The following is a 3,367-nucleotide window of genomic DNA, read 5'->3' as shown; positions in this document are numbered from 1 at the left end:
TTTACTTTTTTTATACTCGAAGTCCATTTATACAATATTTTTGCAGAATTACCGCTAACGTTTTGGGGCTTTGCGTTCGGGCGGGAAATCGAAGCACAAAAATTGATATTACTACTAATGTTCAATTGAAAAACTGCCATTGAATTTTGCACTTCAGCCCGCCTGACGCAAAACCCATGTTAGCGGTAGTTTTTATTTGTGAATTTCTGTAATTCCTTCATACAATTTATCTTTCCATTCACTTAATAAATTATGTAATTTTAGAATAGTTTTTTCTTCATTATTGATGAATAGTTTTTCACCCATAAGATATGAACTCATATTTACAGAATGAGTTTCTCCATTATGATTAAAGTAGATAGAACTATGCGAAACATCATCGGGCACATATTTTCCATTAAAAGTTGTGTAAAGTTCTTTTAATTCTATTTTTTTAATCTCATTTATCTCGTTTATAGTTTCAATAATATTTTCAGGTATTAAATTACTTTTATTGATTGAGTATAATCTTTTTAGGACTGGATATTTATACCAAACAAGTTTAATCTCGAAAGACAAATCTTTGTGAACTAATAATGTGATATTTCTTGGGATTTCACATAAACTAGCGGAATAATTATGTACCAACAAATATTCTTCCTTTAAAGTTTTATCAGTATTCAAATATTCGTCTCTAAAATTGTCGATATTTAATGACATATGGTTGTTTTAAAATTACCGCTAACGTTTCGGGGCTTGGCGTTCGGGCGGGATTTTCAGCCGAAAATTCCGAGCGAGCGACAAAGCGTAAATTTACTAAAAAATGTCAAACGGAAACGTTCACCCCGCCTGACGCCAAGCCCTTGTTAGCGGTTCGGGCTTTTTCTCTCACTAATATGTTTTGATTATTTGTCAGCACGTTTATAATGAAGTTGTGTTAACCCTGTATCAAATGATTTTGCACTTATAAACTCAAGTTGCTGTTCAGGTCTGCCGTCTTTAAATAATCTCGTGCCGTTACCGACTAAAACAGGAATAACTGAAATGATAAATTCGTCTATCAAGTCCTGTTGTAAAAGTTCATTGACAATTTCTGCTCCACCGTCACAATAAATGTTTTTTCCGTTTTCAGATTTTAATCGTCGCACCAACTCTGTCAAGTTTCCTGAGTAAAAAGTAGTTCTACCAACACTTGGTCTTTCAGTTCTCGTAATTACATACACGTCTCGCTGTCCGTTGTCGTAATGAGAAGAACCAATTTCTTTAAGCACATAATCATAGGTTTTTCTACCAAGAATTATTGTGTCAATGTTTGCCGTAAATTCTGCATAGCCGTAATCTTCTCCTTCCTTTTCAACCAATTTCAGAAAACTTAAGTCGTCGTTTGGTTTTGCAATGTAGCCGTCTAAACTTGTCGCTATGAAAAGTGATAATTTTCTCATTGTCGTCTATTTTTTATTTGTCTGTTTTATTTGTTGTGTCGTCTTTTAGCCTGACCGCTAACGTTTCGGGGCTTTGTGATGGTGGGCAATCGAAGCACAAATCTTCAACTTTGCACAAAAGTTGAACCGAAGAACAACTGTTGAATTTTGAAGTTTCGCCCCACTATTGCAAAACCCTTGTTAGCGGCTGCCTTTTTAGTCTACAATTTTATATCGTTTGTTTTTTCCAAACTCCAATTCAGGATGATATGCGTTTAAAAGTTTAGGAACTGTTTTATTTTTTATTGCAATTTGTCTATCTAACCAGTTTTCATAAAATGTAAGAATGTCTACATTTAATGAATAATAGCCACTTGCATTGTATATTCCACATTCTGCCCAAATTTGACCTGCATTTAATCCCTTGATAACAATTCTAAAAAAGTCTCCACTTCCATATTCACAAATCGGTAATGTTCCTGAAAGTAAAAATGTATTTTGATATTTATCTAATACCTCTTGAATACTTTTCTTATATCTGTCGTCATTTTCAAATCGCCAAAGATGCTTTTCATAGTCATCCTCTTCATCGTAAAAGTCTCCAAAATGCAAATCGTCTGTCAGAATAAAATCGGTGTTTAAATCAACTTGCCATTCTATATTGTCCGATATAGATTTTTCGATAGAATATATACCGTAATAGGGTTCATTTTTGTGTAGTGTGTCGGAATGTCCACCATTTTGGATTTCGGTCAAGTACAATTTATAACTGTCTGGCAATGTTATTTCTAATTCCTTCTCAATTTTCAAAACCTCTTGATTAGAAAGGACTGGTTAAAATTCTAAGTCTAGTACTGCTGCTTTATCTTTAATTCTTTTAAGTTGTTTTTGGTACATAGTCTGTATTTAAGGTTGCCGCTAACGTTTTGGGGCTTTGCGATGGTGGGGCAATAGAAGCACAAAACTTCAATTTTGCACAAAAGTTGAATCGAAGAACTGCCGTTGAACTTTGCAGTTTCGCCCCACTATTACAAAACCCTTGTTGTGTGATGTATTATTTGTTAATTGTAATTTCTTTTCCACCAACATTAAAATACATTTTTCTGTCAGTGAACCAATCTTTGATTTCTTCAAATATTTCTCTCTTACATCCTATCTGATTAAGTTTTGGAAGAGTTTTTAAGATATCATAATTATTGCTATTGCAATCTATGTCCCAAATACATTTTAATTTTTTTAACTCTTTTAGAAAATTTAGATTTTCAATTTCATTACCCCGAATATCAATTAACTTAAGATTTTTAAGATTTGATATTGTTTCTAAGTCAACTGATTTCTTGCAATAGAATGCATAGAGCTCAGACAGTTTGTTTATGCTCTCTAATGGCGTCCAGTCATCAATTTCTGTTTCTGATATATTAAGTTCTGTGAGTAACGGTAGACGAACCAATGGTTCAATATTTCTAATCTTTGTTTTACTAATCTGCAGTTTCTTTAATTGCTTTAGGGAAGTTATCCAATCCAAATTTTTAATGTCTGTATTTGCTAAACCTAACTCCTTTAAATTCAAACATTTAATTAAATTTTTATAGTCAATGTTTTTCCAGCCAGACAAAAACAACGTTTCTAAATTTGGAAAATGTAATAATGGCTCTAAGTTTGGGTGCTGGCTTAAAGACAATATTTTCACTCTATTAAATTCTTCAAATGATGTTGGGATTTTGCCTCGTAACGAATAATCATTGCCTAACCCGTGAGATACATCAGCTTGCCAAAGTTGGCTTAAGCCATTCCAATAATTTTCAAAGTCAATGTTTTTCATTTTAATCACAAATGTTAGGGAAATATAGCACACAACGTTTTGGGGCTTTGCGATGGTGGGGCAATAGAAGCACAAGTCTTCAATTTTGCACAAAAGTTGAACCGAAGACAACTGTTGAACTTTGCAGTTTCGCCCCACTATTGCA

Annotated in this window: 3 protein-coding genes and 1 pseudogene; all 4 read right to left on the bottom strand. The window is 33.3% G+C overall.

Going from position 1 to position 3,367, the window contains the following annotated elements; translation table 11 throughout:
- Positions 1-192 precede the first annotated feature (192 nt).
- Positions 193-699 carry a hypothetical protein gene (locus ASG21_RS02755; protein ID WP_056075552.1) on the bottom strand — a complete coding sequence of 169 codons (507 nt, stop codon included), beginning with the start codon at positions 697-699 and terminating at the stop codon, positions 193-195.
- Positions 700-884: 185 nt separating this feature from the next.
- On the bottom strand, positions 885-1,421 hold the full coding sequence (locus ASG21_RS02745; RefSeq protein WP_056075544.1) for a dihydrofolate reductase family protein: 537 nt from the start codon (positions 1,419-1,421) through the stop codon (positions 885-887).
- Between the two features lie 195 nt (positions 1,422-1,616).
- Positions 1,617-2,213, bottom strand: a pseudogene (locus tag ASG21_RS02740) (SMI1/KNR4 family protein); the annotation flags it as partial.
- 241 nt (positions 2,214-2,454) lie between these two features.
- Positions 2,455-3,367 (bottom strand): leucine-rich repeat domain-containing protein (locus ASG21_RS20290; protein ID WP_206743167.1); only part of this gene is annotated, 913 nt, incomplete at its 5' end.

Origin of the sequence: Chryseobacterium sp. Leaf394, from assembly GCF_001424105.1 — a bacterium.
Classification (GTDB): domain Bacteria; phylum Bacteroidota; class Bacteroidia; order Flavobacteriales; family Weeksellaceae; genus Chryseobacterium.
This window is presented reverse-complemented; position numbering and strand designations above follow the sequence as displayed.

Excerpts from the sequence above, each read along its gene's own strand:
- ASG21_RS02745 (WP_056075544.1), bottom strand. The coding sequence starts at position 1,421 with ATGAGAAAATTATCACTTTTCATAGCGACAAGTTTAGACGGCTACATT.
- ASG21_RS02755 (WP_056075552.1), bottom strand. The coding sequence starts at position 699 with ATGTCATTAAATATCGACAATTTTAGAGACGAATATTTGAATACTGAT.